23 protein-coding genes and 1 pseudogene are annotated in these 25854 nt (G+C 70.9%); 9 read left to right on the forward strand and 15 right to left on the reverse strand.

Annotation, left to right across the window (positions count from 1 at the left end):
• Positions 1 to 86 precede the first annotated feature (86 nt).
• On the forward strand, positions 87 to 707 hold the full coding sequence (locus QQM67_RS13355) for a TetR/AcrR family transcriptional regulator (protein WP_314173998.1): 621 nt from the start codon (positions 87 to 89) through the stop codon (positions 705 to 707).
• A gap of 54 nt (positions 708 to 761) precedes the next feature.
• On the forward strand, positions 762 to 1256 hold the full coding sequence (locus tag QQM67_RS13360) for an SRPBCC family protein (protein WP_314173999.1): 495 nt from the start codon (positions 762 to 764) through the stop codon (positions 1254 to 1256).
• 19 nt (positions 1257 to 1275) lie between these two features.
• On the opposite strand, the gene QQM67_RS13365 is transcribed toward QQM67_RS13360, so the two are convergent.
• From QQM67_RS13365 to QQM67_RS13375, 3 genes are all read right to left on the reverse strand, one after another.
• Positions 1276 to 1467, reverse strand: a complete 192-nt coding sequence (locus QQM67_RS13365; protein WP_314174000.1) for a hypothetical protein — start codon at positions 1465 to 1467, stop codon at positions 1276 to 1278.
• Positions 1449 to 2168, reverse strand: a complete 720-nt coding sequence (locus QQM67_RS13370; protein ID WP_314174001.1) for a hypothetical protein — start codon at positions 2166 to 2168, stop codon at positions 1449 to 1451. The genes QQM67_RS13365 and QQM67_RS13370 overlap by 19 nt, the downstream gene beginning before the upstream one ends.
• A gap of 236 nt (positions 2169 to 2404) precedes the next feature.
• Complete coding sequence (locus QQM67_RS13375; RefSeq protein WP_314174002.1) at positions 2405 to 3196, reverse strand: SDR family NAD(P)-dependent oxidoreductase; 792 nt, start codon at positions 3194 to 3196, stop codon at positions 2405 to 2407.
• A 115-nt stretch (positions 3197 to 3311) separates the two neighbouring features.
• Here QQM67_RS13375 and QQM67_RS13380 point away from each other — a divergent pair, with 115 nt between their 5' ends.
• On the forward strand, positions 3312 to 3887 hold the full coding sequence (locus QQM67_RS13380; protein WP_399066512.1) for a TetR family transcriptional regulator: 576 nt from the start codon (positions 3312 to 3314) through the stop codon (positions 3885 to 3887).
• A gap of 15 nt (positions 3888 to 3902) precedes the next feature.
• Here QQM67_RS13380 and QQM67_RS13385 read toward each other — a convergent pair whose 3' ends face one another.
• The 4 genes from QQM67_RS13385 to QQM67_RS13400 all read right to left on the reverse strand — a co-directional run bounded on the left by QQM67_RS13385 (position 3903) and on the right by QQM67_RS13400 (position 10395).
• A complete protein-coding gene (locus QQM67_RS13385) occupies positions 3903 to 5816 on the reverse strand; it encodes a LamG domain-containing protein (RefSeq protein ID WP_314174003.1) in 1914 nt (637 codons plus the stop codon).
• Between the two features lie 281 nt (positions 5817 to 6097).
• Positions 6098 to 7618: a PstS family phosphate ABC transporter substrate-binding protein gene (locus tag QQM67_RS13390; protein WP_314174004.1), complete on the reverse strand. Its 1521-nt coding sequence runs from the start codon at positions 7616 to 7618 to the stop codon at positions 6098 to 6100.
• A 158-nt stretch (positions 7619 to 7776) separates the two neighbouring features.
• A complete protein-coding gene (locus QQM67_RS13395; protein WP_314174005.1) occupies positions 7777 to 9456 on the reverse strand; it encodes an FAD-dependent monooxygenase in 1680 nt (559 codons plus the stop codon).
• A gap of 264 nt (positions 9457 to 9720) precedes the next feature.
• A complete protein-coding gene (locus tag QQM67_RS13400; RefSeq protein WP_314174006.1) occupies positions 9721 to 10395 on the reverse strand; it encodes a helix-turn-helix domain-containing protein in 675 nt (224 codons plus the stop codon).
• A 268-nt stretch (positions 10396 to 10663) separates the two neighbouring features.
• Between QQM67_RS13400 and QQM67_RS13405 the strand changes: the two genes are divergently transcribed.
• On the forward strand, positions 10664 to 12109 hold the full coding sequence (locus tag QQM67_RS13405; protein WP_314174007.1) for an NCS2 family permease: 1446 nt from the start codon (positions 10664 to 10666) through the stop codon (positions 12107 to 12109).
• A gap of 96 nt (positions 12110 to 12205) precedes the next feature.
• On the opposite strand, the gene QQM67_RS13410 is transcribed toward QQM67_RS13405, so the two are convergent.
• Entirely contained in the window at positions 12206 to 12748 is a 543-nt protein-coding gene (locus QQM67_RS13410) for a hypothetical protein (protein ID WP_314174008.1), read from the reverse strand.
• A 657-nt stretch (positions 12749 to 13405) separates the two neighbouring features.
• Here QQM67_RS13410 and QQM67_RS13415 point away from each other — a divergent pair.
• The gene (locus QQM67_RS13415; RefSeq protein WP_314174009.1) at positions 13406 to 13705 is read left to right on the forward strand and encodes a hypothetical protein; all 300 of its coding nucleotides are present in this window, start codon (positions 13406 to 13408) and stop codon (positions 13703 to 13705) included.
• A 215-nt stretch (positions 13706 to 13920) separates the two neighbouring features.
• Here QQM67_RS13415 and QQM67_RS13420 read toward each other — a convergent pair whose 3' ends face one another.
• Complete coding sequence (locus QQM67_RS13420) at positions 13921 to 14466, reverse strand: putative immunity protein (protein ID WP_314174010.1); 546 nt, start codon at positions 14464 to 14466, stop codon at positions 13921 to 13923.
• 328 nt (positions 14467 to 14794) lie between these two features.
• Here QQM67_RS13420 and QQM67_RS13425 point away from each other — a divergent pair, with 328 nt between their 5' ends.
• From QQM67_RS13425 to QQM67_RS13435, 3 genes are all read left to right on the forward strand, one after another.
• Positions 14795 to 15430, forward strand: coding sequence for an ArsR/SmtB family transcription factor (locus tag QQM67_RS13425; RefSeq protein WP_314174011.1), 636 nt, complete (start codon positions 14795 to 14797; stop codon positions 15428 to 15430).
• Positions 15430 to 16143 (forward strand): SRPBCC family protein, encoded by a 714-nt coding sequence (locus tag QQM67_RS13430; RefSeq protein ID WP_314174012.1) that lies wholly within the window; start codon positions 15430 to 15432, stop codon positions 16141 to 16143. Before QQM67_RS13425 ends, QQM67_RS13430 begins: the two co-directional genes overlap by 1 nt.
• Positions 16144 to 16402: 259 nt before the next feature.
• Complete coding sequence (locus QQM67_RS13435; RefSeq protein WP_314174013.1) at positions 16403 to 17734, forward strand: hypothetical protein; 1332 nt, start codon at positions 16403 to 16405, stop codon at positions 17732 to 17734.
• Positions 17735 to 17761: 27 nt separating this feature from the next.
• Here the strand turns inward: QQM67_RS13435 and QQM67_RS13440 are convergent, their stop codons facing one another.
• From QQM67_RS13440 to QQM67_RS13465, 6 genes are all read right to left on the reverse strand, one after another.
• The gene (locus QQM67_RS13440; protein WP_314174014.1) at positions 17762 to 20407 is read right to left on the reverse strand and encodes a LuxR C-terminal-related transcriptional regulator; all 2646 of its coding nucleotides are present in this window, start codon (positions 20405 to 20407) and stop codon (positions 17762 to 17764) included.
• Between the two features lie 184 nt (positions 20408 to 20591).
• Entirely contained in the window at positions 20592 to 21536 is a 945-nt protein-coding gene (locus tag QQM67_RS13445) for a hypothetical protein (protein WP_314174015.1), read from the reverse strand.
• Positions 21533 to 22474, reverse strand: coding sequence for an ABC transporter ATP-binding protein (locus tag QQM67_RS13450; RefSeq protein WP_314174016.1), 942 nt, complete (start codon positions 22472 to 22474; stop codon positions 21533 to 21535). The genes QQM67_RS13445 and QQM67_RS13450 overlap by 4 nt, the downstream gene beginning before the upstream one ends.
• A complete protein-coding gene (locus QQM67_RS13455; RefSeq protein ID WP_314174017.1) occupies positions 22471 to 22875 on the reverse strand; it encodes a GntR family transcriptional regulator in 405 nt (134 codons plus the stop codon). The genes QQM67_RS13450 and QQM67_RS13455 overlap by 4 nt, the downstream gene beginning before the upstream one ends.
• 388 nt (positions 22876 to 23263) lie before the next feature.
• Positions 23264 to 24211 (reverse strand): glycerophosphodiester phosphodiesterase, encoded by a 948-nt coding sequence (locus tag QQM67_RS13460; RefSeq protein ID WP_314174018.1) that lies wholly within the window; start codon positions 24209 to 24211, stop codon positions 23264 to 23266.
• Between the two features lie 154 nt (positions 24212 to 24365).
• Positions 24366 to 25268 (reverse strand): hypothetical protein, encoded by a 903-nt coding sequence (locus tag QQM67_RS13465; protein WP_314174019.1) that lies wholly within the window; start codon positions 25266 to 25268, stop codon positions 24366 to 24368.
• Positions 25269 to 25562: 294 nt separating this feature from the next.
• Between QQM67_RS13465 and rpsN the strand changes: the two are divergent.
• Positions 25563 to 25806: pseudogene (gene rpsN, locus QQM67_RS13470) on the forward strand (30S ribosomal protein S14); the annotation flags it as partial.
• Positions 25807 to 25854: the final 48 nt, after the last annotated feature.

Below are 25854 nucleotides of genomic sequence, written 5' to 3' on the forward strand. Positions count from 1 at the left end.
GCGTGACGGTGCCGGCGCACCGTGGCGTCGCTGCGGGACGCGCCTGCCCCGGGGCCGGCTCGCTGGGCTGTGGTAGCACTGCGCGTATGACGGACAAGCCCGCCGAACGCGCCGGTTACCACCACGGTTCCCTCCCGGCCGCGCTCACGGCAGCCGCGCTGGAGCTGCTGGACGAGCGCGGTCCGGAGCAGGTGACGGTGCGCGAAGTCGCCCGCCGGGCCGGGGTGTCGCCGGGCGCGCCGTTCCGGCACTTCGCCGACCGGCAGGCCCTGCTCACCGCGGTCGCCGGAGACATCCTGGCCGACTTCGAGCAGTGGCAGCTCGACGCGGTCGCCGACCCGCAGGGGCGGCCCGCGATGCACGCGTTCGGTCTGGGCTTCGTGCGCTACGCGATCCGTCATCCGCACCGCTTCGAGCTGATCAGATCCAGGGTGTTCGGCGCCGCCCGTCCGCCGGAACTGCACGAGCGCCTCTCCAGCGTGGAGACGGCGCTCACGGACATCATCGTCGAGGGGCAGCGAACCGGTGAGCTGCGCGCCGGCGACCCCGCGGTGGTGGGCCTCGCGGGACAGGCCCTGGTCTACGGCCTGTCCCAGATGATCGTCGACGGCTATCTCCCGCCGGACCAGGCAGAGCACCTGGCCGTGCAGGTGCTGGACACCGTCGGCCTCGGGATCGCCAACTCTCCCGATGTCCGCGGGTCTTGACCACCTCCCGCACCGCTGATGTAATCACTGCTCACATCAGCGGAGGGACATGCGATGCGCATACCTCGTTTCCCCGAGCCCGCGGCCCGGGACACGGTGGCCGTCCGGGCGACTCCCGCCGAGGCGTACCGGGTCATCAGCGACCCGCCCGTACTGACCCGCCTCGCCGAAGAGGCGCACAGCGCGCGCTGGCTGGGCGGCACCGACACCGCGTCGGTCGGCGCCCGCTTCCGCGGCTACAACCGCAACGGCCTGCGCCGCTGGGCCACCACCTGCCGCGTCACGGACGCAGCGCCGGGCCGGAGCTTCGCGTACGAGGTGACGGCGTCACCGCTGCGCATCCCGATCTCCCGCTGGCAGTACGACATCGAACCCACCGAGCAGGGCTGCACGGTCACCGAGACCAACTGGCTGCGGGTGCCGCTGTGGTTCATCCCGTTCGCGATCCTGGTCACGGGCGTCGCCGACCGCATCGGCGCCAACAGCGCCCACATCACCACCACTCTGGGACGCCTCAAGGCCCATCTGGAGTCGGTACCCGCCGCGTAGGCCGCGATCGGCCGGACGGTCAATCCGCCACGTTCTGCCAGGCATCGGCCTCGTGGCAGGTGCCCAGCAGCGCGGCCACCGGCTCGCCGGGGACGATCTGCACCCGTACGGACACGTCGCCGGGCGTCCCGCGCAGCGCGTGCCGGATGTGCGCGCGTACGCGCTCGTGGTCGAGCTCCGGTGGCCCCGGGTTCAGGTCGGGGACTGGCACCTGCGGGGAAGCGTGACCTTTCCGGGCTTGTGCTCGAACGTCCTCATCTTCAGCCACTCGTCCAGCTCGGGGTCGTAGAGATTCTGGAGGCCGAATTGCAGCACCTGCCAGAACGTGCCCCGATTGCGCTGGTCGACGTAGATGTCGCCGAGTGCGATCGGAAACCGCAGGTGAAGTCCCGGGGGCCGTTTCGGCAGTACGACACCGACTCTCCAGTGATTCACGTGCCGCCGCGGATTACTCTCCAGGGTCTCCCTCCCCACGAACCGCGAGCTTTTCAGTGCCTGGTTCAGCTGGTTCAGGCTGAAGCCCGGGATACGCGAGCACGAATGCACATTCAGGCCGGGCCACTTGTACGTCAGCGTGTAGAGCGTGTTGCGGTAGATCAGGTTCGTGAACCAGATCGGGTACTGCGGCCCTCCCGCGGTCATCTGGCTGTCGCCGTTCTTCCCCTGCCAGCTGAACGGGACGGTGATGCCCAGGTCCCGGACGATCCACTTGCCCTTGCCGCGGAAGTTCCGCGGGAGGCGAGGGGGCGGCGGCGTGTCCGAGGCGGGCCGCTCGGCCTCCACGGTCCCGGACGCCTGCGCGGCACCGGCCCGTGTCCCGGCGGACGCGGACGGCACGGCCACCGGAACGATGGCGATCACGCCGGCGAAAGCGGCGGAGGCGGCCAAGCGGCGTGTGCGTGTCCAACCCATGGTGTCCTCGCTGTCGCGTCGGGCGCCGTCATGGCGCTGGGTTCAAACAGCTGCGGTGCGCACACCCGTCCCCGGATTCTGAGAACACAAAACCAGCGGTTGCGCCATGGCGCGCCTTTCGGCGCGGGCAGGATCACGGATCAGGAAAAGCCTCCACGCCGAAGGAGACGGTGAATTCTCACGGGTGGATGTACGGACCGGCGTAATCCCCCGATCCCGAATTCGCCGCCCGGCGGTCACCGCTTCTTCCGCTGGGCCTCCACGATCTGCCCGATCGCGCGTTCAGCGCCCGAACGGCGCTGGACCTTCTCAGCGAAGTCGGGGAACTGCCCCGCGACGGCGCCGAGCACCCTCAACTCCGCTGGTGCGACGTTGACTTCACCCAGGTCCCGCTGGATGGCCCGCGTGACGCCCGCCGCGACCTGCGCCGGGGAGACCGTGCGCATGCCGCCCGGCGGGGTGGCTCCCGTCGCGGCGAACATTCCCGCGTCACGCACGAAGCCGGGCTGGACGACGGACACTCCGACTCCCGTTCCGTGCAGGTCCTGGCGGAAGCCGAGTGCGAACCCGCGCAGCCCGAACTTGGTCGCGTTGTAAAGGGAGGACGAGCGCGTCGCGGCCTTGCCGGACATCGACCCGATCAGGGCGATGTGGCCCCGGCCCGACTCGACCATGCGCGGCGCGAGCAGCCGGGCCAGCATGATCGGGGCGCGGAGGTTGACGGCCAGTGACCGGTCGATCTGCTCGGGCGTGTAGTCGAGGAGATCGCCGCTGGAGGGCAGGGCGGCGTTGGCTATGAGGATGTCGGCGTCGGCGCACGTCCCGGCGAGACGTTCGACGTCGTCCGGCTCGGCGAGATCGGCGGTGACGGTGCGCGCGCCGACCTCGGCCGCGAGCGGCTCCAGCACGTCGGCGCGACGCCCGGTGAGCACCAACTCGGCGCCGTTCGCGGCGAGTTCACGCGCGAGGGCGTGGCCGACACCGCCGGTGGCACCGGTGAGCAGAACGGTCGATCCGGTGATGCGCATGCGCGTACCCCTTCCAATCTGTTCGTTCGAACGAACAGTATACGGGCGGGCGCCGCGCCCACATCCCGTCCCGGGAACCGGCCGGCCGTCCTCCCGTAGGAACACAGGTGGAAGAATGTCCCGCGTGTCGAAGGCCGCCGGAACCCGGCAGAGAATCATCGACGCCGTCCTGCGCATCATCGGCGAGGACGGCATCGCGGGCGTCACCAACCGGCGCATCGCCACGGAGGCCGGGATCTCGCTGGGCTCGGTCACGTACCACTTCGAGAGCCAGCACGAGCTGCTGCGCGAGAGCCTGCTGCACTTCGTCTCGGAGGAGACCCAGCGCCTCACCGAACTCGCCGCCCGGTGCCACGCGGAGGTGATCGACCTCGACGGCGCGGCCTCGATGGTGGCCCAGGTCGCGGGCGGCACGGAGTTCGACAGCAGGCACATCGCGCCCTTCGAGCTGTACGTCCAGGCCGGAAGGGACGAGAGGCTGCGCGCCGCGGCCACGGAGTGCTTCGACGCGTACGACCGGCTCGCCGCCGAGATCCTCACCGGCCTCGGCGTGCCCGGTGCCGAACGGCTCGCGCGCACCTGCGTGGCGCTCGTCTTCGGGCTGCAACTGCGGCGCCTGGCCACCGGTTCGCCGGCCGAGGAACTCGTCGACGCGCTGCTGCTGATCGCGCCCGGGGCCCGGGGCAGCTGACCCGGCCGGGGGTCGTCAGGACTCGCGCGCCAGAGCCCTCGCCTCCGCCGAGGTGAGTGCCCGTCCGAAGGCCTTCACGTTGTCGACGGTCCCCTGCAGTCCCTGGAAGAACTCGTTGTCCGACAGGCCCCGGCCCACGACGAACCTGCCGTCGGAGCCGAAGTCCTGCTCGCGCTCGGCGGTTTCGCCGAGGCGGCCGTCGACGTACAGGCGGACCTCGTCGGCGGCGTCGTCGTAGACGCCCGTGAGCTGCGTCCACTCGCCGGCCTCGGCGTCGGACAGCGAGACGGCCTCGTCGGCGTCGCCGTCGGCGTCGTCCGTGTCCTCCTCCGGGATCCGCATCTCCCACCGGGAGTCGTCCGCGTCGTACTGGAGCTGGAATCCGCTGGAGTCCGAGGCGTCCTGGCTCACCACCGTCTGCGAGACATCGGTGCGGTCCAGCTTGACCCTGGCCGATACGGAGAAGCTGCTGCCCGTATCGACGAGCGGCCCGCTGGAGGCCACGAACTGCGTCCCGTCGAACGCCAGCGCATCCCCCTCCACAGAGGTCGGACGGGACGCGCCGAAGAGCGTGCCGTCCTTGTCGTTGTCCGAGCTGTCGGGCGTGACGCCGTCGCCGTCGACCGAGTTGAAGAGCCACGCCACCGCGGCGTTGCCGACATCCGACTGGGAAGGCGGGGACGGCCGGGTCCTGGTCGGACTGGGCTTCGGCGGCCGGGACTTGGTCTTGGAGGCCGTCGAACCGCCGGTCGGCGACGCCTTCGTACGCGAGGGGCTCGGGGATTTCGACGCGGGCGGCGGGGCCTCGGCCGGGGGCGTCGCCTGCTCCTTGCTCTGCGGCTCGCCGTCCTTGTCGAAGTCCCCGACGAACGCGAAGGCGGCGGCCACCGCACAGACACCGGCGACCGCCGTACCCCGCACGACCAGGTCGGCGCGTCTCTTGCCCTTCGCACGCGCACCGGCGCCCGACGCGTTCAGGGAAGCATGCCGGCCCCTGCCGGCCGCCGGGCGGTGAACCCCGTGGCCCGCGGTGACATGGGGGTCGGGCGGCAGAATCTCGGGCGTATGCACGGCCGGCGGGAGGCTGCGGTTCTGCGGGGCGGCGGGTATGCCGGCACGGGGCGCGAAGAGCTCCCGGGTGGGGCCCGCGTCGATGCCGCGCGCGGCGTACTCCGGGCCGCCCCACGGCAGTACGGACTCCGCGAGCAGCGTGCCGCAGTCGTGCCGCAGACGCGTCAGGTCGGCGACGGCCTGGGAGCAGCGAGGGCACCGCTCCAGGTGAGGCGTGAGCACTGCGGCGATGTCCGCGGACCTCGCGTCCGCGTAGGCGGGCACGAGGCTCTGAAAGCGGCTGCACTCGTACGGCATCCCGTCCTGGAGGATCTGGATGTACGAGTGGAAGAGCTCCCCCTGTATGCGTCCGGTGAGGACGTTCACCTCGCCGGGGCCCGTGCTGATCAGCCGGCCGGTCAGCGCGCAGTCGTCGCGCTCGACCCTCTGGTGCCACAGGATCGTCTGTCTTCGGTGCGGAAGACCCGCGAAGGCGCGTGCCACGAGTGAGGGCCTTCGGAATCCCGCCGTCGCCGTGTTGCCCAGCATCACCGGGCCGTTGGCGTCGATCCACGCTGCGAGGTCCGGGTGCAGCGAGAAGCGCTGGCCGCTTCGCATCCAGCCGGAGGCCGTGCGCAGCACCGAAGAGAGCACACACGGACGTATCGCACCGGCGGCACTGCCGTCCACCAGGTGCCGCAGCGCCTCCTCCCAGGACTGGTACGCCAGTTGGGCAGCGGCCGGCGACCCTACGGAACTCATCGTCGCGAAGATCCGTACGGCGTGGAAGTGGCGCTGTTCGAGCTCGTTGAGCGCCGCGAAGGAGGGGTCTCCCCCTTCCCGGACGAGACGCAGCAGCTCCGCGTCGGAGAGGTTCACGCAATCCATCCGTTTCCCCCGATCAACTCCCGGCGGTTCACGGCCTCTCCGTGGGCAGTCGCGAGATCACGAGGTCACGACACGAATGCTTTGTGGGGGCTCGACACCGGGTCCTGTGTCGATGTCATGGGCGGTCGACCCTTAGTCCAGCGCAAACGAGCCGCGAATTCCATAGCCGACGCAGTCTCTAGCCGAAGCGGATAATGCCGCGAGGAGGTTGGTGGGGAGTGGTGCCGGTTCGTCCGGTCGGCGGCCGGGCGGGGCCTCCCCCTCCGCGGCGCTCAGAGCGACCCGCACAGCTTCTCGTTCGGCGGCGAGGCACACGGGAGATGGCCCTGGCCGCGCACGACGTGCCGGCCGCTGCCCGTGGTGAGGTAGTCGAGGAAGCCCGCGACGAGCGACCCGGCCGCCGGCTGCCCGTAGGTGTACGCGTACTCGATCTCCCGGTACGGATATGCACCGGTCACCAGGCCCTCGGGGATCCCGCCGTCCGTGGCCGCCTCGGAGGAGGCTTTGCGGCCGTTGAGCCGGAGCGTGTGCAGGCCGTGGTGCCCCGTGGCGGCGCGCAGTTCGGAGTAGCCGACGGCGCCCGGTATCTCCCCGACGGTCTTGACCACCTCCTCGGTGCTGTCGAGTTCGCATCGGAGGACGGGTGCGTGAGGGTCGTCGCGCGTCACGCAGTCCCGTGAGGAGTAGGCCTGTTCGCCGCCCCGCAGGACCCGGCGCTGGAAGACCTCGCGGGTCCCCGAGTCCGCGCCGCGGCTCACCAGCCGGACCGGCAGGTCGGGTCCGCCCACGTCCTTCCAATTGCGGGTCGTGCCGCGGTAGATGTCCCGTACCTGGGAGAGCGACAGGTCGCTCACGCGCGCCTTGTCGTTCACCACCAGCGTGAAGACGGAGACGGCCACGCGGCTTCCCCTGAGCTGCTTGTAGTGGCCGGGTTTCGGGCCGTCCGAGAAGGTCAGATGCGCGGGGGCGCCCTGCTTCGAGGCCTTGCCCGCCGCGTCCAGCGCCCTGATTCCGGCGACGCTGCCCGTGGCCTGAACGGTGATCCTCGCTCCGGGGCACTCCTTCTCGTACGCGCGGCCCGCGCCCTGAAGCGCCGGCGCGAACGCCGTGGAGCCCGTGACGGTCAGTTCTCCGCGCGCACAGCCCATCGGGGCGGGGGTGGCCTTGCCCAGGGTCAGCATCAGCGGCTCCAGTATGAGGAGCACGGCGAGGAAGGTGACGAGCCCCAGCACCCGGTTGCTGGGCCGCGGTTGCTTGCGGTTGCGCTTGACGGCACCGTCCTTGAGGCCGCCGCTCACGGTCACTGCGCCGCCGACTCCGGAACCGGTGAGGAGCACCAGCAGCTTGAAGTGCTCTCCCTTGTTCAGCGGGACCTTGGGCACGGAGATCACATTGCCCTCGTGCCGCAGGCCCACGTAGCCCGCGAAGTGCTGCATCAGGTGGTCGTGGCTGGGTTCCGTGACGGCGATCCCGGTGACGGCACGGTCGGTGAACGTGACGGTCAGGCCCGTGAGTTCGCGCGAGGTGTAGTCGTCGGACGAGATGCCGCGCAGTCCGTCGTTCTCGATGCGGAGCAGCACCAGCGACGCGTCGGACATCTCCGGCGCCTCTCCGAACAGCCCCAGCCGCACGTCCGGTTGGCCGTTGTGCGCGTCGCCGCCTATGGGAGTGTCCATCTGGACGCGGTAGCCGATGCGCTTGAGCCCCGGCATGAGCCGCTCGTACGTCAGCACGCCTACCGTCGCGAGGACGCCGAGCAGCGCCAGCAGATTCTCGGGGCTCAACCACTCCATGGGCGCCTCGCACTCTTGACCTGTTGTGTGCGGTCAACTTACGAGGCCAGGCAGGGCGGAACGCCGACTTGCCCGCACCGTCGACGGATGTTCACCGCCCGTTACGGTCGCGCACCCCCTCGTGACCCCGAAGAGGGCGGCACGGCGGTCGTCCCTGCTCAGTTGGCGTGCCCGGCGGCCGGAGTCCGGGACGCGCCGGGAAGCCGGGCCGCCAGATCCGCCGTCAGCCTGCCGGCGTCGATCGGGCGGCCGCGGTAGCCGACATGTCCGTCCGGCCGGACGACGAAGGCACCGGCCGACGCCATCCCGTACTGGCGGTGCGCGGACCGGTCCGTGTCGCCCAGCGCGAGCGGATGGCCCGCCAGCGGTTCCGCGCTGATCACGCGCGCCCTCACCAACCCCGGGTAGGCGCGCTCCAGTTGCTCGGCGACGCGGCACAGCTCGACGGGAGAGCGCGAGTGGTCGTCGAGGCCGGTGAAGAGCAGCACGGTGTGGTGCGTCCCGCGGAGCACGTCGTGGAGGCGTCCCGGCTCTCCGTCGACGAGCAGATCTGCCTCGCGTGCGCGGTCGCCGGGTGCCGGAGCCTCCTGCCAGCCCGTGCCGTCCTCGGAGTTGAGGGGAGAGCCCGGGTAGCGCAGCCGCAACTGGGCGAGCGTGCCCAGGAGCCGGCGCCTGACCCAGCGCCGGGTCAGCACCCGGCCGGCGATCTGCGGGGCCACTCGGCCGCGGGCGATCCGCGCGACGGGGTTGTGCCCCGCGATGACGGAGAACAGCCGGTCGGTGGTCTTCAGCAACCGGACGCCGACCGGGTGCCGTTCGGCGTGGTAGCTGTCCAGCAGCGACTCCTCGGCGATGCCGCGCTCGAACAGGGCGAGCTTCCATGCCAGGTTGTAGGCGTCCTGGATGCCGGTGTTCATGCCCTGGGCCCCGGCGGGGCTGTGCACGTGGGCCGCGTCGCCCGCCAGGAAGACATGTCCGACGCGGTAGCGCGGCACGCTGCGGCTGTGCACGCGGTAGCGCGTCACCCAGTACTCCTCGACGACCTCGGCCGGGTAGGGCACCCGCTCGTCGAGCATCGCCTGGAACTCCTCATGGGTCGGTTCGCTGTACTCGGCGCCCTGCGACTCCGGACTCGTCGGCACGTTGCCGAAGATGCGGTACCGGCGGTCCCCCGGCATCGAGAAGGCCGCGAAGATCCCGGCCGGGCTGGGAAACGCGTACAGCTCGCCATGGGGCAGCTCCCAGTCGACCATGGCGTCGGCCATGATGAACTCGTCGCGGTAGGTGGAGCCGGCGAACGGAACACCGGCCGCCTTGCGCACCGCGCTGTGCGCGCCGTCGCAGCCGACGACCCACCGGCATCGCACGGTCTCGGCCGATCCCTCTGCGTCGCGCAGCGAGACCGTCACCGTGTCGCCGTCCTGGGTCAGATCGGTCAACTCCAGCCCGCGCTCGATCTCGACGCCCTGCTTGGCCAGGGACTCGGTGAGCATCCGCTCGGTGTCGTCCTGCGAGAGCGTGCGCAGCCCGGAGTAGGCGGTGTAGTCCCGCGGACCGGTCAGCAGGTCCGCGACGTCCATCCGCACCTTCTTGTTCTTGAACGTGACGGTGAACGCCGCCGCGCTGTTGCCCGCCGCCACCGCGTCCTCGATCACGCCCATGTCGTCGAAGATCTCCAGACTCCGCGGCATGACCACCAGAGCCCGTGACGTGGTGGCCGGGGCGGGAGCGCGGTCGATGACGCGCGCGGCGACGCCGTTCCGCGCCAGCTCGTGCGCCACCGTCAGCCCCGTCGGTCCCGCACCGACCACAAGCACCGGAGTCAGCCGCTCGTCCATCACGGATCAGCCCCTTACCGAAATTCGCCACTTGATGAATTACAAGTGTCATGGTGCAACGGACGACGTGCATCCGTCCATAGGCGCCGGCCGGACATCGCGGTTCCGGGCAGGGAAGGATGCGAGTCGAGGGGAGAAGGGCGCGCGACGAGAAGACCGGCGGCTCGCAAGCGGCCGGGTCGCAGTCGGCGGGTTCGCGGACGATCGGCTCGGGGCGGCCGGATCCCTCGTCCGCGAGATCAACGAGCGGCCGCGGCCTGCGGCTTACTGCTCCGGGATCTGCGCCCAGAAGTGGCTGACGATGTCCTCGAGGTAGCGCCGCCCCTCCTCGCCGGTGGCGTTGCTGCTCGCGCGGCCGAGGGTGGCGGCCATGAGGGCCTGGTACTCCTGCTGCATGGCGCGCAGGGGTTCCTGCAAGTCGCGCTTGTCCATCGAGACGAGCCGCGCGATGGCGCGGACATGGGCCTGCCAGCGGGTGGAGACGGCTTCCGTCAGGAGCCGGGCGAGCTCGTCCTCCAGCCCCGTGACGGCGATGAAGTCGCGCGGGGGCAGCTTGAGGACGCTGCCGAGGTTGGCGGACTGCCGCTTGTCGCCGGTCCACCGGCCGGTCTCTTCCATGTACCGGTACGCGTCGAGGTCGACGCCGATGAGGCGGGCGACGTCCTCGGCGGAGATTCCACGGGCCAGACGGTGTTCGAGCAACGTGCGGGGACGGCCCATGAGTTCACCGGGGTGGCACCACAGGGCTCCGGCTAGGGCCGTCAGTTCGTTGGCATTGGGCAGGGCGTCGCCGCGTTCCCACGCGGTGATGTGGTCGGGGCTGACGTGGCTCATGCCGTAGGAGGCGCGCATGCCGTAGGCGACGTGGCCAGGAGCCATCCCCAGTCTCTCGCGCAGGGCGCGGGCGGCGCGCGCGTTGAAGGAGATCGGTGGATGCACGGGGAGAGAGTAGGGGGTTACACACCGCGACTCCATGGGTGACTGTCCCTGCATCCCGTTTTGAGAGATAGGTCGGGGCCGATTCTGTAGGAACCCACAGCGCTCGCTGCGCTCCGTAAACCTCGATGACGCAACACAATTGTGGAACTCTCGCTGCCGCGTATGATCCGCTCGGCAAGGCGCCGCATGCGTGTTTGTACAACTGCCTACGCTCCCGGCGAAATCGCCCAGCTTGCCCCCTCACCCTGTAGGTCCAGGAGACGCAGATATGCAGACCAGCACGACAAGCCCGCCCGACGCGCCGCCCAGCAGAGCCGGCGGCCCCGTCGACCGTTTCTTCCGCATCAGCGAACGCGGCTCGACGATCAACCGCGAGATACGCGGCGGGTTCGCCACGTTCTTCACCATGGCGTACATCCTCGTGCTCAACCCGATCATCCTCGGCAGTGCCGAGGACAAGTTCGGTCAGCAGCTGGACGGCGCCCAACTGGCCACCGCCACGGCCCTGGTGGCCGGTGTGATGACCCTGATCATGGGCGTGGGCGGGAACCTGCCGCTCGCCCTGGCCGCGGGCCTGGGCATCAACGTCATCGTCGCCTTCCAGATCGCTCCCCTGATGAGCTGGGCCGACGCGATGGGCCTCATCGTGCTCGAAGGCCTGCTGATCACCGTGCTGGTGGCGACCGGCGTGCGCGAGGCCGTCATGCACGCCATCCCGCAAGCGCTCAAACAGGCCATCAGCGTCGGCATCGGGCTGTTCATCGCCTTCATCGGCCTTGTGGACGCCGGGTTCGTCACCCGCATCCCGGACGCCGCGAAGACGACCGTTCCGGTTCAGCTCGGCACCGGCACCCTGAACGGCTGGCCCATCCTGGTCTTCTGCGTCGGCGTGCTCGTGACGGCCGTGCTCTTCGCCCGCAAGGTCAAGGGCGCCATTCTCATCAGCATCGTCCTGATGACCATCGTCTCGATCGTCGTCAACGAGTTCGCCAAGGTCAAAAACTGGGGCGTGACCACTCCCGCGCTGCCCGACAAGCCCGTCGCCGCACCGGACTTCGGGCTCGTGGGCGAATTCGACCTGCTCGGCTCGTTCGCGCAGGTCGGCGTGCTCTCCGCCGTCCTGCTCATCTTCGCCCTCATCCTGACCGACTTCTTCGACACCATGGGCACCATCGTCGGCGTCACCGCCGAGGCCGGGCTCCTGGACGAGCGCGGCCAAGTACCCGGCCTGGGACGCGTCCTGCTCATCGACAGTGCGGCGGCAGTGGCCGGCGGCGCCGCCTCCACCTCGTCCGCCACCACGTACATCGAATCCGCCGCCGGTGTCGGCGAGGGCGCGCGTACCGGCTTCTCCAGCCTCATCACCGGAGGCCTCTTCGGTCTGGCGCTCTTCCTGACGCCGATCCTGACGATCGTGCCCTTCCAGGCCGCGTCACCCGCCCTGGTCGTGGTCGGATTCACGATGATGACCCAGGTCAAGCACATCGACTGGGACAGCTACGAACTCGCGATCCCGGCCTTCCTGACCATGATCGTCATGCCGTTCACCTACTCCATCACCAACGGCATCGGTGCCGGCTTCATCGCCTACGTGGTCATCAAGGCGTGCCTGGGCAAGGTCCGCGAGGTCCACTGGCTGCTGTGGGGCAGCGCGCTGCTGTTCCTCGTCTACTTCGCCATCGAGCCGCTGAAGCAGCTCCTCGGCGTCAAGTAAGGCGACGCCCAAGCGACACGGGGCGGCCTCGGCTCAACATGCCGAGGCCGCCCCGTCGTTCGACGGCGGGCGAGTGCCGGTGGCTGCCGCGGGGGGTCAGCTGTTGTCGCCCTTTCCGCCGTCGCCGCCGAGCACGCCGTTCAGGAGGCCGCCCAGCAGCGCGCCGAGCGGGTCGTCGTCACCGCCGCCGTCCGAGCCTCCGCCGCCCTGGGTGCCGCCTGCGCCCGACGTGCCGCCCTTGCCGCCGCCCGGGTCGCCGCCGGAGCCCCCGTCCGCCGGCCCGCCTTCGGACGATCCGCCGTCCGCCGTCTCCTCCGGCGGCGAGGAGCTGTCGCCAGGCGGCCGCGGGCCGGGCTTCTGCTGGTCGCGGCCCTCCGCTTGCTCGTGACCCCGGTCGTACGAGCCATCGCCGGCCCCGGACTCCGGGGCGCCTGGGGGCCGTTCGGAGAACGACGGTCCCCCCGAGTCGTCCATCGTCTCCGGCGGGGCGTGGTCCCATTCGGTCACGGCCGAGGCGGGCGGCGCCCCGCCGCGCTGTGCGTCCTCGTCCGTCTTCTTCGCCGCCACCGTGGACACCGCGATCCCGGCCGTCACCGCCGCGACGACCGCGAGGACGACGCCCTTCCCGCGTCTGCCCACGCGCGGACGGCCCCGCGCCGCACTCCGCTCGGGGCCGGATCCCGCCTGCGCACCGGGTCTCGCTCTTCGGCCGGATTTCGCCGTGCGGTCTCTCATGGGCGGCGGCGGGGCGGTTCTCTCACGCGACTCCAGCGCGTCGAAGACCGCGTCGACTTCCTCCGCGGCGGCGAGTACGCATGAGCACGGCGACGTGCCGTCCGTACGGATGCGCGCCCCGCACTTGGAGCACTCCGGTGAGGCCACGGCGGTTCTCCTCGGTGGAACGGGGCCGCGCCCCTGCCGGGAGGCTTCGGAGCCGAGCGGGCCGCTGCTTGTGGTCGTCTGTACGTCGTCGCGACGTTTCCCGTGCGGTGCGTCCGCGCGCCGCTTCCGACGCGCCGCTGTGCAGGACGACGGTAGCCAGGCTCTCGTCCGTACGTAAGACGCTTGTCAGGTCGCGAGTGAATCAGCGCTGGTCAACAGTGCCTTTCTCGCCATTCGCGCAGCGGCGCGCAGTGGTCGCTGCGGCCGGCAGGGCGGCGCCTGCGGATTTCGTGCCCAGCCGTCCGGCGCTCGCGCGGCCCGTAACCGCAGCGCCGCAAGGAAGCACAGATCCTCGTCGGACCCGCACGACCCCGCCACGGCACACCCGGCCGCGGGAACCGTAACCTCGGAACCATGGTTGATCCGAAGAAGCCCGAGTCCGACGCCCTGTACGAGGACGCGAACCAAGGCGTGGAGGACGCACGCCAGCACGTTCGCGACGCCGCGGCCGGACTGGACACCGCGCAGCTGGAGAGCGCCCTCGACGAGCTGGAAGCGGCGCTCGCCCACAGGGAGGCCGCCCGGACGCGGCCCCGTGACGATGCGTGGCTCCTCACGGCCCTCGGGGCGGCGAACGCGATCGACCCGCAGTTCCACGGCGACCCCGTGGACACCCACAACGAGGACGACACCGACACAGAGCCCCCTGTGTGAGGGCCCTCTGTTGTGACGGGCGAGGGGCCGTGCACGCCGGTTCACGGTGTGTTTCCCCTCCCCGGTGCCCGGTGCGTGCGGGCCGGCCGCCGGCCGGACAGCGCCGCGCCACCGGCACGGCGCCAGCCCGGTGCGGCCTTCACCGGTCCGGCCCTGTGACGAGGCGTGACCGGCTCTGACGGTACGGACAGGGCGTTCCCGGGACATGTCCCGGATCACCGGAGCGAGGCGTCCAGCTCGCGGAGCAGTTCTCCGGCCCGGCCGCCGCCACCCGGGGCGGCCGGGTATCGCCGCAGTACGTCCACGACGACGGGGCGCGCAAGGGTGGCCGAGTGCGCGATGTGGCCCGCTCCGACGGTGGGCTCGTCTCCTGCGGAGAGTTCCAACGCTCGTGCGGCATGGGCGGCCGAGCCGAGGATGTGCCTGACCTGGGTGGCTTTCGCCAGGGGGTGGAGGAACGCCGCACCGCACGCGTGGCCGGCCGCGCGTGCGGCGTCACTCGCCGCGGCCTGTCCCGCGTCGCGGGTCTCCTGCGCCGCCCGATGCGCTGCCCACGCGCCGTCGCGTAGCGCCTTGGTGCGCTTGGCTCCGTCCGCGAACGCCTGCGCAGCGTCGACCGCGGCTCGTGGGCGCCGATCGCCGGGGCGTTCACGCTCGAAGACCGGCAGCGCGGTCCGCGCGCACGCCACGGCGTAGCCGGTGACCTCCCGGAGCTCGGAGAGGCTGAGTTGGATCGTGGTTGAGTCGTCGTCGTCCGCCATGGCGCTCATCCTCCTGCAAGGCGACCGGGAACTTCCGTACAGCTGCCCGGACTTCACCCGGAGCGGCCTCGAAGCCCGATGTCGCTCCGGTCGGAGAGACGCCCACGCTCGTGCGCTCAGCGAGCACATCGACTCTCCCAGTTCGCCATCTCTCCCAGTTCAGACGGGACTTGGACGCCGTTGATCGTCGTTTCGCCGCTCCCCCGTACCGGAACGGGACGGTGCCACTGCCCCCTGTCATCGCAGATACGGAGCCCCAGGAGGCTCTCTCATCACGGACCAGTTCTCTGGTCTTGACAAGAAAAGTTGTCGGACCCATCGTGGGGCCGTGCTTGATATAGCAGTGATCGAGAATCCCGCGGTCGCCGAGGTCTCGCTGGACTCGACGCGCTCGCGGCTGTTGGCCGAACTGGCCGAGCCCGGCTCGGCGTCGACGCTGGCCGGGCGGGTCGGCATGCCGCGGCAGAAGGTGAACTACCACCTCAAGGCGCTGGAGCGGCACGGGCTGGTCGAGTTGGTGGAGGAGCGCAGGAAGGGCAACTGCACCGAACGGGTTCTGCGCGCTTCAGCGGCGTCCTATGTGATCTCGCCCAGCGTGCTCGCCGCTGTTCAGCCCGATCCGGCCCATTCGCCGGACCAGCTGTCCGCGCGCTGGCTGCTCGCGGTCGCCGTCCGCCTGGTGCGGGATGTCGGCGCCCTCATCACCGGTGCGCGGAAGGCCCGGAAGCGGGTTGCCACTTTCGCCGCCGACGGCGAGGTGCGGTTCGCCTCCGCGGCAGACCGCGCCGCGTTCACCGAGGAACTGTCCAGTGCCCTCACGTCGCTGGTCCGCAAATACCACGACGAGCAGAGCGACGGCGGGCGCCGCCACCGCGTGGTCGTCGCGATCCATCCCACCGTCACACCCCAGGCCCGTACGGCCGAACCAGATGCAGCAGACGCAGCAGACGCCGAGGAGGCCTGATGTCGAACAACTTCGAGATCCGCAAAGAGGTCGTGCTGGAGGCCACTCCGGAACAGGTATGGCAGGCGATCGCCACCCCTGAAGGGCAGGCGGGCTGGTCCCCCGATCCGTACACGTCCCTGGAGGGTGTCCGCGTGGAGCGCGAGTCGCCCACGCGTCTGAGCGTGCGCACCCCGGAGGCACCGAACGGCGCGTTCCACGCGTTCGAGTACGTCCTTGAGGCACGCGAGGGCGGCACGACCGTGCTCCGGTTCGTGCACAGCGGCTTCCTCGGCGACGACTGGGACGCCGAGTTCAGCTTCGAAGAGATGACCCGGCGCGGCTGGGACATGTACCTGCACACGCTGGCCCAGTACGTGAAGTACTTCCCGGGCCGCCCCGCGACGTACGTCGAGGCCGAGGCACCACCGGCGACCTCCGCCGAGGAATCCTGGCCCGCGCTTCAAAGGGCGCTCGGACTGACCGGGCCGGTCGGGGTCGGTGAGCCCGTGAAGCTCTCCCCCGAAGGGCTCCCCGCGATCGAAGGCGTCGTGGACTACGTCGAGCCTGGCGGAGACCTCCTCGCCGTGCGTACGAGCGACGGGCTGTACCGCTTCCACAACCGGGCCGACATGGGAATGCCGATCGCCGTAGGCCACTACCTCTACGCACCCACCGACCGCGAGAGCACCCAGAAGGCGTGGAAGTCCTGGCTGGACGGCCTGTTCGCCTGATCGAACCCATCGGCGTCTTCTGGCGTACGACGGCGTAGGCGTTGCAGCCCGTCAACGCACACGGGACATCCCCCAGGGCCTGTCCGGCGGATCCGCCGGACAGGCCCTCTCGCGTGCTTCAGGGCTCAGGGCTCAGGGCTCATGCGGAGTTGAGTTCCGTTTGCTCATGGTCGCGCGCGCCGCGTCGCCGATCGTGTTCTCCACGGCGCCGATGCACCTCGGGCCGCATCCCAGGCATCCCACCGCAGGAGGCAGAACCATGACCGGACGGGGCCGAAGGACGACCGTCAGATGGATCAAGACCGGGGCGGGCGCCGGAGCGGCGGTCGTCGTGGCCGCGCTGCTGGCTCCGGACTCCCCGGCAGCCGAGGGCGACGGCGCCCTCACATGCACGACGGCCGGTAAGGAGACCAGGAGTTGCGTGATCTCCAAGGAGGGCAGCATCCCCGTACTGCTGCTGTCCGGGCACGGCGGTGACACCCGGCCGGGCGGCGCGCTCCCCCGGGAGTCGGACGCGGCCTTCGCCGAATACGGGGACGGGGAGGTGACGTTCACGAAGGGCAAGCCGTTCAGCGCCTTCGACGGCAACACGATCGAAGTCACCGACTCGATCTGGCGCAACTTCGGCGCGAAGCAGAAGCCGTACGTCGTCGAGTCGGACGTCGCGCGCGGCTTCGTCGACAACAACCGGCGTGCCGCCGGGGCTTGGCGGCACTTCGAGAACGGCTCGGGGGACGCCGAGGCCGCGTACGGCCTGTACCACGACAAGGTCGCCGAGTTCTGCAAGAAGATCGAGAAGGCCAGCGACCGTGCGCTGATCGTCGACGTCCACGGCAAGGGCGACGACAACCTGAACCGCGGCACCGGCGAGGGCGGCACCATCTCCGAGGCGAGCAAGGCAGGGATCAAGGAGGACTTCCTCAAACCCCTCCACGACGAGGTGCTGCGACAGGGCATCTACTCGAACGGGAGCAGCTTCATCCCGGCGGGCGAGGCGTTCTACACCGACCTCGAAGCCTCCGAGTCGCCCTTCAACGGCGGCTATACGACGAGGCATTACAGCGTGGAGAAGCTCGCGGGGTACGACTTCGCCGCCGTCGGCGGCAGTGAACCGGTCTACTACAAGTCCACGGGCGGCGGAGCCGGTGCGGGAGCCCCCACCGGCTCGCTGGTGACCTTCCCCGGCATGGACCTCGACCGGGGAAAGGCCGGCCGGAAGAAGACCCTCGACCCGCACGTGAGTCTCGCGGCGGACGGCGAGACGGGCGGCGGGGCGAAGGACGGGACGAAGAGGGTCGACGGCGCCGGGCCCGCGGGCCGGAACGCGCTGTACGCCGACGAGAGCGACCGGGGCCGGAAGGCCAACGCGAAGCTGACGGGCCAGATCACGAAGGCACTGGAGCAGGAGAGCCCAGGGCAGCCCGAGGGCGTCACCTATGAACCCCTGCTGTCCCGTACCGAGTCGCCCTGCCAAGTCGACGCCCTGCAACTGGAGATGGGGCCTTCGCTGAAGAACACGCATCCGGAGCGGACCGGCAAGGCCGTGGCCGCCGCCGTACAGCAGTACTACGAGCAGCGCATCAAGAAGTAGCAAGCAGCCACAAGCCGCTGCCGGGGTTCAGTTCCCTCTCCCCCTCAGATACTCCTCCTTCAGGGTGCGTCTGCTGCGTACTCCCAGCTTCCGGTAGATGTTCTGGAGGTGGTTGTCGACGGTGCGCTTGGAGAGGGTGAGCGCCTCCGCGGCCTCGGCGTTGCTGAGGCCCGCGCATACGAGCTCCGCGATCTCGGCCTCTCTGCGCGTGAGGTGCCTCGCCGCTCCCAGCACGGCGAGGCCGGGGCTGGAGGCTCCCTGGCAGTGCCGCCGCAGGGAGTTGGAGAAGTTCTCGGCCGCCGCGGCCTGTCGCTGTTCGCCCTTGTTGCCCCAGTGCACGGCGGCCGACGCGGCGGCCTCTGCGGCGACCAGAAGGGAGCCCGTGCGTTCCAGGGAGCGCGCGCTGTCGAGCAGCCCCGACGGGTCGGCTCCGGCGAGGGCCTCGACGTAGGAGAGGCGGGCGGCGAACAGATCGCCGTCCATGTCCCCCGAGATGTCGCGCAGCCTCGGCAGCGCGCCCTTCGCGTCGCCGAGCCGCGCGATGTCCGTGAGGAGTCTGGCCTCGCTGGCGAGATGGCCGGCGGTCCGTGCCGATGCGGCGGCCTCCCACAGCAGCTCCCGGCCCTCCTGCACTCTCCCCTGCGCGACGGCCGACCACGCCCGGCCCGCGGGGAGTTCGGAGCGGAACGCTCCCCAGTCGGGCAGGCCGGCGCACTCGCTCAGCGCGCGCTGCGCCGTCGCGACGTCGCCTCTCACGGCGGCGGCCTCCGCCTTGCGTGCCAGGGCCATGTGCAGCGTGCCGCGCAGGGAGTTCCGGCCGGCCACCGACGCCGCCTGGGAGGCCCAGCGTTCGGCGTCGCCGGGACGGCCGCGCAGAAGCGAACACCGCGCGAGCGCCGCGGCGATCCACGCCTCCGCACCGGCCGCGTCGTCGGCCAGCGCCTCGCCCCAGCCCTTGTGGCCCGTCCGGTAGGCCTCTTCGAGCCTGCCGCCCTCCTCCAGCGCGAACATCAGCGTGTTGAGGTACTGCACGGGATGCGGGATCGCCGGGGAGTCCTCGAACGTGACGCGGTCCTCGTACGCCTCCCGTGCCAGCTCCAGGCCGTCGGCCACCCGGCCCGTCGCGACCAGGGCCGCGGCCCTGGGCCCCTTGCCGATGATGCCGACGTGCGGGTCGCCGGCGAAGGCGAGGTCGCGCAGGGCGTGCAGCGTTTCCGCGGGGCGCCCGAAGGCCATGAGGACGGCTCCGCGGGCGGCCGTCAGCACGGCGCGGTGGCGGGGTTCGCGGATCTCGCGCATCGCCTCCGCGACGGTCTCCAGGGCCCTCTCCGCGTCGATGACTCCCCAGGCGAACAGGCGGCATCTGCCCAGCGCGACGAGCAGCAGGTCGCGCTCGTGGACGGCTCTCTTCGCCGCCTCGCCGAACGCCTCCTCCGCGCCCGTGAGTTCACCGATCTCCAGGAGTGACTCCGCGAGCAGCAGCCGTGGCCGGAAGTCCTCGCCGAGGCGGCACGCGGCCTCGGCGAAGTCGCACACCTGGCGGAACTTCTGGTCGCGGCGGGCGAGTTCGGCGGCCCGCAGCAGGGTCTCGGGGTCCGCGGACCCCGTGGCGGCCAGCTGCCAGGAGGCGATACGGATCTTGTCCGTGCACCGTCTGGCGCCGCGCGACCGGATCAGGGCGGCCTCCTTTTCGAGTATCCGCCTCCTCTCCGATGAGGGGATCGCCAGCTGGAGCACGACCTGGTGTGCCGGGTGCCGCAGGGTCACCGAGTGACGGCGTCCCTCCCTGTTCGTCCGTACGAATCCGAGGGATTCCAGCTCGTCCGTCGCGTCGTCCGGCAGGCTGGAGGCGTCCACGGGCTGGCACAGGGCGATCCGGTTCAGCACGCTGCGAGCGGACGGTGTGACGCCGACCAGCCGCCGCTCCAGCAGGCCCTCCAGAAGGGGCGTCGAGCCCACTTCGGAGACGAGCGCCCACGATTCGCCGTCGTCGGCGAGGGCGCCGGACGACAGTGAGCACACGACGAACTCCCGCAGATAGCGGGGATTTCCCTCACTGACCTTGTGCATCATCGTGACGGTGCGGGGCTCCACCGGTCCGTCGAGCGCTCCGCGCATCGCGGCACCGACATCGGCCTCGCTCAGCCCCTCCAGATCGATCCGCCGCGCCGGCTCGCCCGCGAGGAGCGAGTAGGCGACCGGCTTGACCGCCCGCAGCGACGTCACCACGCCCAGCAAGAAGAGGGCTCCGGCTTCCAGCAGTTGCCCGGCCAGGCCCGCGGAGGCCTCGTCGAGCCCGTCGAGGTCGTCGGCAAGGAGCACGAACCTCCGTCGCCTGCCGGGGCGTTGGGCGCCCGGGCCGACGGTGTCCGTCAGGGCGTCGCGGGTCCTTCTGAACAGGGCGACCGGGTCGTCGACGCCCACGTCCTCCGGGAGGAGATGCGCGAGCGACGCCAGGGCGGCGGACGGGGATTCGGAGACGGTGACGGCCTTGCCCGTGGCATGACCGGCCTGTTCGGCCCTGCGCCGGCAGACGTGCGCGAGATGCGACTTCCCCACACCGTTCGGGCCGTGGAGGACGAACGCGTGGCACCGTTCGTCCGCGAGCGCCTCGTCGAACGCGGCGATCTCGCTCTCCCGCCCCACGAACGGCCAACTCATCGGGTCGACCATGTTTCCCCCTCTGCGGTGCCGGTCCCGGGCCGCACCGTCCGATGCGGGCGGCCGAACGCGCGGCCCGGTGGCTCCCGGTCTCTTCGAGGCTTGTTCCCTTCGGTCGATTCCGGTCGGCGTACGCGTCCCGTGTCCACAGGAGACGGGCTTGCGGGCTTGCGCGGTTGCGGCCGAGTGGCCTGAATCACCCCGTGCGGCGCCGGAGCCGCCAGAGCGCGACGACGGCGACGAGTGCCGCGAGGACGAGCACGAAACCCGTCTCCACGAGCTGAACGGGCCAGTAGTGCGAGGCGGGCTGAGCACCCAGACAGGCGTCGATGGAGTACTTGTGCTCGGCCTGGTCGTACTCGCACGGCCAGGCCGTGAAGCCGAACGGCCCGTCGCCCCGCACCGCGCGGCTCACCGTCGGCCAGATCTGCGTGCGCCACGGGTCGAGGACGTACGCGGCGGCCCAGGTGGCGGCGGCCCCGCCCACGAGCGCGAGCGGCGCCCTGCGGAAGTGGACGGCGGCGAGGAACCCGGCGGTCAGGCCGAGGAGGGCGTAGGCCACGATCGAGGGCCCCACGGCGAAGAAGTGGTCGTTGGTCTGGTACCCCGCCATCAGGAGACGGTGGGCGCCGGCCCAGTCGAGGAGGTCACGGCACAGCACGACGAGCACGCCCGTACCGACGGCGAGCAGGACAGCCGGGAGGACGAGCTTCTCCGCGAGCCAGCGGACGGGGCTGACGGACTGGGTCCAGGCCAACTCCGCGGTGCCGTTGGCCAGTTCGCGTGTCACCAGCGCGGCGCCCGCCACGGCCGCCATGAGGGGGACGACGTCCCGCAGCACCGCCACCATGTCGGAGACGGCGCTTTCGAACTGGAAGAGCTCGCTCTGCTGGAACCAGAGGCATTCGCGCCCGTGCGAAGTGGCGCACCGGGCCTGGAGCTTGGCGGCGGCCGCCGCGTCGGGGCCGAAGCGCAGCCAGAGCAGCACCCCCGCCATGAGCGCCGCGCAGGTCGCTCCGGCCGACAGGCCCATGCGGTGCAGCCGGAGTACGAGCGCCAGCCGGCCCAGGGACGTGCCTGTGCGGGACGCGGTGGCGGGGCCGCTCGCAGCGGGGGTCGTCGTCGTGGTCGTGGCGCTCATGCGGCGTCCTCCTGCGATCGGGGGTGCGGCGGGCGCGCGACGGCCGCCGGTACGGCGGTCCCCGTGAGAAGCGGCGGGACCTGGGAGTTGCGGATGTGCGCGAGGAGGACCTCCTCCGTCGTGGGCCGCTCCTCGACCCGGTCGCCCAGCGGTCCGCCGTGCGGGCGGACCAGGGCGGTGGTGCCGCGCCCGGCGGGGTGCTGCTCGATCACGGTGTGCCCGGCCCCGTCCAGGGCGGTGGTGCCGGTGAGCAGGGTGTGTGCCGCCACGACCTGCTCGATCTCGCCGCCGAGCCGGAGCCTTCCCCCGGCGAGCAGCAGCAGGAAGTCGCAGGAGCCCTCCAGCTCGGCGATGATGTGCGAGGCCATCACGATGGTCGTGCCGTACTCCGCGGCGGCGGCCAGCAGCGCTCCCGTCAGCCGGCGGCGCGCCAGCGCGTCGAGATCGGCCATCGGCTCGTCGAGCAGCATCATCTCGGCCCGCTTCCCGAAGGCGAGGGCGAGCGCGACGCGGGTGCGCTGGCCTCCGGAGAGCGAGCGGACCTTGGCGCCAGGCTTGAGGGCGTCGTCGTCGTAGGCGATCCGCTCGGCGGCCTCCTGGTCCCAGCGGCCCGCCGGGCCGTTGAACTCCGCGCCGTAGCGCAGTGTTTCCGCGACGGAGAGGTTCCCGTGCAGCGGCTTGCCCTGGGCGACGTACGCGATGTGGCTGCGCGCCTCGGCCGGTGTCCGCCCGAGCACCGTCAGCGTGCCGGAGGACGGACGGAGCAGGCCCGCCGCCAGCCTCAGCAGCGTGGACTTGCCGGCGCCGTTCGGGCCGATTAGGGCGCATACGTGGCCTCGGGGGAGCCGGAAGGAGCAGTCGTCGAAGACGGGTTGTCTCCGGCGCGAGTACGACACGCTCACTCCGGTCGCCTCCAGCGCTGCCGCGGCGTTGTTCATGCTGTCTCCTGCGGGAAGTGTTCGTCGAGGACGGAGTCGAAGAGGGCCGCCAAGTCCTCCCGGTCCAGGCCGCCTTGGCTGGCGCGGGCCACCCAGTCCTTGAGTTCGGTGCGGTACGGCGAATCGAGGGCGTCGGACGCGCCGAGCGACTGCCGGATGAAGGTGCCCAGACCCCGGTGGGCCTCGACCAGTCCCTCCCGCTCGAGTTCGCGGTAGGCCTTCAGCACGGTGTTCGGGTTGACGGCGGTCGCCTCGACGACTTCACGGGCGGTGGGCAGTTTGTCCCCGGGCTGAAGCAGACCGAGCCGCAGTGCCTGCTTCACCTGCTGGACGATCTGCCAGTAGGTGGCGACACCGCTGCCGCGGTCGATGCGGAACTTGATCGTTCCTGCCGTGGTCACTCAGCACCCTTTCACTAATTGAGTAGTGAAAGGGTGCGAGTCAGCCTCGCAGATGTCAACCCCTGTGGGTTTCCGCCCTGTTCGGACCGCCTCCCCTGCCCGCGCCGGTCCGGTTCATCACGGCCGCGCGTCTTCCGGGGCGCCGCGAGGAGCGCGAGCGCGAACCAGGCGCCGCCGCCGGGTGATCGGCGACGGCGCGGTCCCGCGACGAGCCGTACCGGGGCTGCTCTCTCAGCCACGTCGCCCGGGTCGGCTGGAGCCCCGTCGGCTGCCGGCGCCGGACGGGATCGTCGCCCACCGGCACGCAGGCACCGGGAGCTGAAGCACAGGCCGACTGGCCGGGGCCGCGCCGCCGCGGCCCCCGCGCGTCAGAGCTCGTCAGCGCTCGTCAGCGCTCGTCAGCCAGCCACCCGTCCAGGGCCCGCTTGCCGACATCGCACCGGTCGGTGAAGATTCCGTCCACTCCTGCGTTCAGCAGTGCCGTGTAGGAGTCCCTGTCGCTCTCGGGCAGACCCGCCTCTTCGAGACCGTGGACGTGAACTTCCAGTCCCGCTGCATGGATTCGGGCCACCGTGCTCCGGGTCGCCGTCTTCGCGGCAGGTGCGAAGACACTCGCGTACCCGGCGATCTCCCGGAGCGCCGCGTCGTCCGGGATCTCCTGCATCAGCCGCGTCCGGTTGCGGAGTTCGGAGAACCCGATGTCCCTGAGATGCTGCGCGACGAACGACTCCACATACAGGTCCGGCGTGGTCCGGCTGAGCTTCTCGGCCAGGAGACGCTTCAGGGGAGCGACGGCCTGCGCGTGCTTGGTCTCCACGTAGACCCGGACGCCTTCGGCGACCGCGTAGTCGAGAAAGCGGGCGAAGCGGGGAACCCTCAGGTCCTCCGGCGACGGTTCCGGGCCGTCCTGGAGGGCCGGATCGCCGCCGGTTCCGGTGAGCTGCTCCAGCTGTGCGGCCTTCAGCTCCCACACCTTCGCCTCTGCCTGCGCGGGAAACCGCTCCCTGACATCCGTGCTGTCCGCGAGGAGTTCGTCGTGGCGGCAGAAGAGCACGCCGTCGGACGAGGCGAAGACGTCCGCTTCGACGACGATGTCGTCCCCCACCGCACGCGCCGCCTTGTAGGCCTGCATCGTGTGCTGCGGCCAGATGTCGCTCAGTCCCCTGTGCGCGATGATCAGGGGTTTCGCCGCCTGCTTCACGGCGGGCGCGGCCGGTGCCCCGCTCGCGTCGCGGCTGCCGAACGCGGAAAGGCCGATGAGCGCCGCGATTCCCCCGGCACCGGCGGTCAGAACCGTCCGCCGGCCCGTTCCCTCGTCTCTGTGACGTCGACTCATGGTTGCTCCTGCGGGTTCTCTGTCTGGTCGGGATCCCCTTCTGCCGCTGCCGCGCCGGGACTTCGGGCGGGCTCCGGGCGCAGGCGCCGGGATGCGCGACGTCATGGCCCGCCGTACCCGTACGGCGGGCCATGGCGGACGGGGCGGGCCGGTCTCAGTCACACGTGGCCGGCTTCGCCTTCTCGCGGATCGTGCCGGTGTCCGTCGGTCCGACGGCGCTGTAGTTGTCCACGCGCTGGACGACTCCGAGAGGCGTGTCGTCGTCGTTCATCACGTAGAACGCCCTCAGGGTGCCGACCTGCTTGACCAGCTTCTGCTTCAGGGTGAAGGAGCCCTCGGTTCCGGGCTTGAGCTTGATGAGGCTCTCCTCCAGGTCTTCCTGGGAGTAGCTCTTCTCCGTGACCGTCGTGTGCTCGTCCTTCTCCTCGGTCGAGCCGCCGATCCCGAAGAGCGAACCGCCGCCGCCGGCCCCGTCGGGGCCGGTCACCGAGATCTCCGGAGCCAGGGACCACTCGCTGCGCTCCGTCTTGCCCCATGTGTGGCCGGTGCTGTCCTTGGTGCCGACCACGACCTTCTTGCTGATCTTCTCTTCCGAGACCTCCTCGGTGCAGTTCTCCTTCGTCGTACCGACCTTGAACTTCTCCGTGTACGTCTCGGGTTCGCGGTTCGGCGTGAACTCGCACACGGCCCGTCCCGTACGGCAGTCTTCGAGGACCGCGTCGACGGGGCGCTGGTTGGCGAAGTTCTCGGGGGTGTACTCCTCACCCTGGTACTCGGTGCACGCCTGCGAGTCCTCGAACGCGTTCTCCTTGATCCGGTTCCTGGCGATCTTCGGGTCGGTGATCCCGGCGTCCTCGTCGAATTCGCCGCAAGTCTCCGCCACCGCTTCGCCGTTGACGCCGGACGGCTCCAACTGGGCTCTCGGCAACAGCGCACCGCCGGGAGAGGTGTCCTCCCCCACGGCCGTCCAGCCGAACACCCCCGCTGCCGCCAGCAGCGCCGCGGTGGAGGCCGCCACCGCGGACCGCCGGATCCTCTTGCCCGGCTTGCCTCTCATCGGTCCTCCGCTCCTTCCCGGTCTCCCGGGAGTCCCTGGGAACTCCCCGAAGCGCCCATGGATCCGCCGAGTTCACGGAGATACGGAGATCCCTGCCCGGCGGCACACCTCGTGGGAGGTCTGCGCGGTGGTCGAGGCCGGACCGGCCTTGTTCCCCCGGGTTCCCCCGGCCGGAAGGCCAGGCCGCGCAGACACGGCTCAAGAGTCGCCGCGGGGTCAGCCGTGGAATAGAGCATTCGATGCTCAAAGCGCCGGTGAGTCGTCGCATACGCCCATGTCCGGCCTCAGTCCTGCGCCGAACGCCCGGCCCGGCTCAAGGCCGTGATCCGGGCGCCGCACACCCCGCCGGACGAACGCGCCGCGGCCCAGTGGGAATTGGCGCGCCGGCCGCGCGACGCCGGCCCCACGCGCGTACGCAACCGTGACGCGGTGGACGGGCGCCCACGCGGCCATGTCCGGGCGTTCGGGCTCTCGCGGATCCGGCTGCGCGACATGGCGCACCGCGGGATATCCGCCCGGCGTACGGAAGGCGAGCTGGCAGGGCGCGGGCGCAGTCTCGCCCCACCGGGCGGTCTCCGATCGCGGT

This window comes from Streptomyces winkii (genome assembly GCF_032248595.1).
Taxonomy (GTDB): Bacteria; Actinomycetota; Actinomycetes; order Streptomycetales; family Streptomycetaceae; genus Streptomyces; species Streptomyces winkii.